Origin of the sequence: Streptomyces boncukensis (assembly GCF_011045075.1) — a bacterium.
GTDB classification, from domain to species: Bacteria; Actinomycetota; Actinomycetes; order Streptomycetales; family Streptomycetaceae; genus Streptomyces; species Streptomyces boncukensis.
On record NZ_JAAKZZ010000510.1, the window covers coordinates 1 to 5,066 of the forward strand.

The 5,066-nt window shown below is 74.5% G+C and carries 5 protein-coding genes; all 5 read left to right on the forward strand.

Annotated elements, in window-relative coordinates; all coding sequences use genetic code 11:
* Positions 1–273: 273 nt before the first annotated feature.
* On the forward strand, positions 274–783 hold the full coding sequence (locus G5C65_RS30835; protein WP_165302346.1) for a hypothetical protein: 510 nt from the start codon (positions 274–276) through the stop codon (positions 781–783).
* Positions 784–815: 32 nt separating this feature from the next.
* Positions 816–1,184: a VOC family protein gene (locus G5C65_RS30840; RefSeq protein WP_165302347.1), complete on the forward strand. Its 369-nt coding sequence runs from the start codon at positions 816–818 to the stop codon at positions 1,182–1,184.
* 93 nt (positions 1,185–1,277) lie between these two features.
* Positions 1,278–2,024 carry an HAD family hydrolase gene (locus G5C65_RS30845; RefSeq protein ID WP_206442456.1) on the forward strand — a complete coding sequence of 249 codons (747 nt, stop codon included), beginning with the start codon at positions 1,278–1,280 and terminating at the stop codon, positions 2,022–2,024.
* The gene (locus G5C65_RS30850) at positions 2,021–4,417 is read left to right on the forward strand and encodes a glycoside hydrolase family 65 protein (protein ID WP_165302348.1); all 2,397 of its coding nucleotides are present in this window, start codon (positions 2,021–2,023) and stop codon (positions 4,415–4,417) included. The genes G5C65_RS30845 and G5C65_RS30850 overlap by 4 nt, the downstream gene beginning before the upstream one ends.
* A 94-nt stretch (positions 4,418–4,511) precedes the next feature.
* The coding region (locus tag G5C65_RS30855; protein WP_165302349.1) for a TetR/AcrR family transcriptional regulator at positions 4,512–5,066 on the forward strand (555 nt) is incomplete at its 3' end.

Here is a 5,066-nt window from a genome sequence, read left to right on the forward strand (position 1 = left end):
GGGGCCGGGGTCGGGGTCGCGGCGGACGCCACGGCGCCCGTGCCGCCGCTGGCACCGAGCGCCAGGAGAGTCGTCAGGGCCATGCCGAGGGTGAGGGGCCGACGGAGTCGGGAGCGGGTCGAGTGCATGCACCGGAGGCTGGCGAGCGCCGTCGGCGGCGGTCCAGCGCGGGGCTGTGCGGGGTTGTGCGAACTGCTGTACGCGCAGCTCAGCGTGGCAGCGTGGCAGCATGGATGCGTGCCCGGCCCATCGGACGAGTATCGGGGGTACCTCGTGACCGCATCCGCACCGCCGCCCTCACCGGCCGCCGCCGCCGACGCGGCGGCTTTCGTCGCCGCGCTGGGCCGGCTCAAGGTCTGGTCGGGGCTGAGCTACCGGCAGTTGGAGCGCCGGGCCACCGACGCCGGCCACTGGCTGCCCTACTCCACCGCGTCCACCGCGCTCGGCAGGGACCGGCTGCCCCGCGAGGAGCTCGTCGTCGCGTTCGTACGGGCGTGCGGCCTCGGTGACGAGGAGGCGGCGCGCTGGGCGGCGGCCCGCCGCAGGATCGCCGTCGACGCGTACGACGCGGGAGTCCCCGCCGCTTCACCGCCCGCCCCCGGCGGCGCTGCGCGGGGGCGTCTGCGGGGGCGTCTGCGGGGCCGGTGGCGCGGCGCGCCGGTCCGCCGCTGGGCCGTGGCGGCGACCGTCGTACTCGTCGGCGCCGCGGTGTTCGGCGTCAGCACCGACGACGAGGTCGTACAGGAGGACTCCGCGGGCCGGCAGGTACGCGTCGCGGAGTGACCCGGGCGACGGCTGCCGGTGAGAATCGGTGCATGCTGAGAGTCGGATCGGTCGTGCTGGGAGTCTCGGACGTGCCGCGCGCCGCGGCGTTCTGGATGGAGGCCCTGGGGCACGTCCCCCGTGAGGAGCCGGAGGACGACTGGGTGGTGCTGGTGCCGGCGGAGGGGGCCGGGGTGCAGCTGTCGCTCGGCCTCAGCGAGACGCCGCCGCAGGAGCGCCCGCGGATCCATCTGGACCTGTACGCCGGGGACGCGGCCGACCAGGCCGCCGAGGTCGAGCGGCTGGTGGCGCTGGGGGCCCGGCGCGTCGACTGGGACAGCTACCCGGACGACGCCGACTTCGTGGTGCTCGCCGACCCGGAGGGCAACCGCTTCTGCGTCATCGACACGGGCCACGGCTAGGACCTTGCCCGGCGGCAGGGGGCCTCGACCCAGTACGATCCGCCAGGCGCCGCTCACCGGGCGGAATGTCCCACCTTTTCGTACCCTCGAACCATGCTGGGTCTCCCCGACCGCGTGCGTACATGCCTCTTCGACCTCGACGGCGTCCTCACCCGCACCGCCACGGTGCATGCCGCCGCGTGGAAGGAGACGTTCGACGACTACCTGCGCGAGCGGGCAGCGCGCCTGGGCGAGTCCTTCCGGCCCTTCGACGGCGTGCGGGACTACGACGCGTACGTCGACGGGCGGCCCCGCGCCGACGGAGTGCGCACCTTCCTCGCCGCGCGCGGCATCGCGCTGCCCGAGGGGGCCGCGGACGACCCGCCGGAGCGGGAGAGCGTGCACGGGCTGGCGAACCGCAAGAACGCGCTGCTGCTGCGGCTGCTCCGGGAGCGCGGGGTGACGGCGTACGAGGGCTCGGTGGCGTATGTGCGGGCCGCGCGGGACGCCGGGGTGCGGCGGGCCGTCGTCTCGTCCAGCGCGAACTGCCAGGAGGTGCTGGCCGCCGCCGGTATCGAGGAGCTGTTCGAGGTGCGGATCGACGGGCACACCGCGGAGCGGGACGGGCTGCGGGGCAAGCCCGCGCCGGACTCCTACCTCGCCGCGGCGCGGGCGCTGGGGGCCGCGCCGGGCGACGCCGCGGTGTTCGAGGACGCGCTGGCGGGGGTGGCGGCCGGGCGCGCGGGCGCTTTCGGGTACGTCGTCGGGGTGGACCGCGCCGGGCAGGCGGACGAGCTGCGCGCGCACGGCGCCGACGCGGTCGTCGGCGATCTCGGCGAGCTGCTGGAAGGGCGGACATGATCAGTCACTCCTGCTATGCCACCGAGCCCTGGCGGCTGCGCGAGACGGAGCTGCACCTGGACGTGCTGGCCCAGAGCGAGTCCGTCTTCTCCCTCGCCAACGGGCACATCGGCTGGCGCGGCAATCTGGAGGAGGGCGAGCCGCACGGGCTGCCCGGCTCCTACCTCAACGGCGTGCACGAGGTCCACCCGCTGCCGTACGCCGAGGCCGGCTACGGCTACCCCGAGTCCGGGCAGACGCTCATCAACGTGACCGACGGGAAGATCATCCGGCTGCTCGTCGACGACCACCCCTACGACCTGCGCTACGGGACGCTCCTGGCGCACGAGCGGGTGCTGGACTTCCGTACGGGCCTCCTCGGCCGCACCGCCGAGTGGGAGTCGCCGGACGGCCGGTCCGTACGGATCGCCACCCAGCGGCTGGTCTCGCTCACCCAGCGGGCCGTCGCCGCCATCTCCTACGAGGTGACGGCGCTGAACGGCCCGGCGACCGTGGCGCTGCAGTCCGAGCTGGTGGCCAACGAGCAGCTGCCGGACGGGTCCGACGACCCGCGGGTGGCCGCGGTGGTCGAGTCCCCGCTGCGGGCCGAGGAGCACTTCTCCGAGGGCACCCGGCTGCGGCTGGTGCACCGCACCGAGCGGAGCGGGCTGCGGGTGGCGGCGGCCGCCGACCACCTGGTGACGGGGCCCGAGGGGACGAGCTGGACGACCGGCTGCGAGCAGGACGTCAGCAGGCTCACCGTGACCGCCTCGCTGGCGGCGGGGCAGCGGCTGCGGCTGGTGAAGTTCGTGGCGTACGGATGGTCGGCGCAGCGGTCCCTGCCCGCCGTGCGCGACCAGGTCGAGGGGGCCGTCGCCACCGCGCAGAGCACCGGCTGGGACGGGCTGGCCCGTGCGCAGCGCGACTATCTGGACCGCTTCTGGTCCCGCGCGGACGTCGAGGTGGACGGCAACGCGGAGCTGCAGCAGGCGGTGCGCTTCGCGCAGTTCCACGTGCTGCAGTCGGCGGCGCGAGCCGAGCAGCGGCCCCTGCCCGCCAAGGGGCTGACCGGCACCGGGTACGACGGGCACTCGTTCTGGGACACCGAGTCCTATGTGCTGCCGGTGCTCACCTGGACGGCGCCGGAGACCGTCGGACCGGTGCTGCGCTGGCGGCACGCCACGCTCCCCGCGGCGCTGGAGCGGGCGCGGCAACTGGGGCTGGCCGGGGCCGCGTTCCCGTGGCGCACCATCAGCGGCGCGGAGTGCTCGGCGTACTGGCCCGCCGGAACGGCCGCCTTCCACATCAACGCCGACATCGCGGACGCCGTCGAACGCTATCTGGCCGCCACGGGCGACGAGGAGTTCGCGCGCGGCCCGGGGCTGGAGCTGCTGGTGCACACGGCGCGGCTGTGGCACGCGCTGGGCCACCGGGACGCGGACGGCGCCTTCCATATCGACGGCGTCACCGGCCCCGACGAGTACAGCGCGCTCGTCCGCGACAACCTGTACACCAACCTGATGGCCCGCCGGAACCTCGCCGCAGCGGCGCGGGCCGCGCTGCGCTGTCCGGACCACGCCTGGCGGCTCGGAGTGGACGGCGCGGAGGCCGCCGGCTGGCGGGACGCCGCCACGCACATGGCCGTGCCGTACAGCGCCCGGTTCGGGGTGCACGAGCAGTCCGCCGGATTCACCGACCGGGAGCGGTGGAACTTCGACGCGACGGACGGCGAGCACTATCCGCTCCTGCTGCACTTCCCGTACTTCGACCTGTACCGCAAGCAGGTGGTCAAACAGGCGGACCTGGTGCTGGCGATGATGGCCTGCCCGGACGACTTCACGCCCGAGCAGAAGGCCGCCAACTTCGCGTACTACGAGGCGCTGACCGTACGGGACTCCTCGCTCTCGGCGTGTGTGCAGGCCGTGATGGCGGCCGAGACCGGACACCGGCGCCTCGCCTGGGCGTACCTGGGCGAGGCCGCGCTGATGGACCTGGAGAACCTGGAGAACAACACCCGGGACGGGCTCCATATGGCCTCGCTCGCCGGGACGTGGATCGCGCTGGTGTACGGGCTCGGCGGGATGCGGCTGCACGGGGACGGCGAGGAGGCGGTGCTCGGGTTCGCGCCGCGGCTGCCGGAGGCGCTGGCGCGGCTGGCGTTCACCGTCCTGGTGCGCGGGTGCGCGCTGCGCGTCGAGATCCGGCCGGACACGGTGCGGTACGCACTGGCAGACGGCGAGCCGCTGCGGGTGCGGCACTACGGGGAGGAGCTCACCCTGTCGGCCGGTGAACCGGTCGAGCGGGGGGTGCCGGAGGGCGCGGAGCCCCAGGAGCCGGAACAGCCGGCCGGTCGCGCCCCCGTGGACCGCCTCACCGGAAGTGACGGCCAGGGCGTGTCCTGCGGATCTCGCTGAGTGGGGGCTGCCCCTTGCTGATCCGTCGCAGGCTGCGGGTGTGCTGTGGCCCACAGCAAGGGGCTGCCCGGGTCCGGCAGGCTAGGGTGAGTATATGGACGACCGGGCCCTCACCCTGCGGGAGCGCAAGAAGCGCCGCACCCGGCAGGCGCTCGCGGACGTGGCGCTGCGGCGCTTCACGGAGCGGGGCTTCGACGAGGTCACCCTCGAAGAGCTGGTGGACGAGGTGGAAGTCTCCAAGCGGACGTTCTTCCGCTACTACTCGTCCAAGGAGTCGGTCGCCCTGGCCACCGAGGCCGAGCTGTGGCTGTCGTATGTGGCCGCCTTCGCGGCCGTCGAGCCGCACGGCGAGGTGCTGGGCGCGCTGCGGGCCACCCTGGTGGACACCATCCGCGGCATGGACGAGGACTGGGCGCCCCGCTTCCTGGCCACCCGCCGGCTGGCGGCCGGCCACGACGGGCTGCGCAAGCACAGCCTGGTGATGGCGGGCCACCACCAGACGCAGGTCGTCGAGCTGCTGGAGGAGAAGCTGGGCGCGGACAGCCGGGAGGATCCGCGGCTGCGGCTGCTCGGCGAGGTCGCCTTCGGCGCCTACCGGGTGGGGGCCAAGAACTGGACGGCCGGGCGCGGCAGGGGCGCGGGGCACCGG

What these genes read in the sequence shown, in the direction of transcription:
- G5C65_RS30840 (WP_165302347.1), top strand. Translation starts at nt 816, where the DNA reads ATGCTGAGAGTCGGATCGGTCGTGCTGGGAGTCTCGGACGTGCCGCGC.
- G5C65_RS30845 (WP_206442456.1), top strand. Translation starts at nt 1,278, where the DNA reads ATGCTGGGTCTCCCCGACCGCGTGCGTACATGCCTCTTCGACCTCGAC.
- G5C65_RS30850 (WP_165302348.1), top strand. Translation starts at nt 2,021, where the DNA reads ATGATCAGTCACTCCTGCTATGCCACCGAGCCCTGGCGGCTGCGCGAG.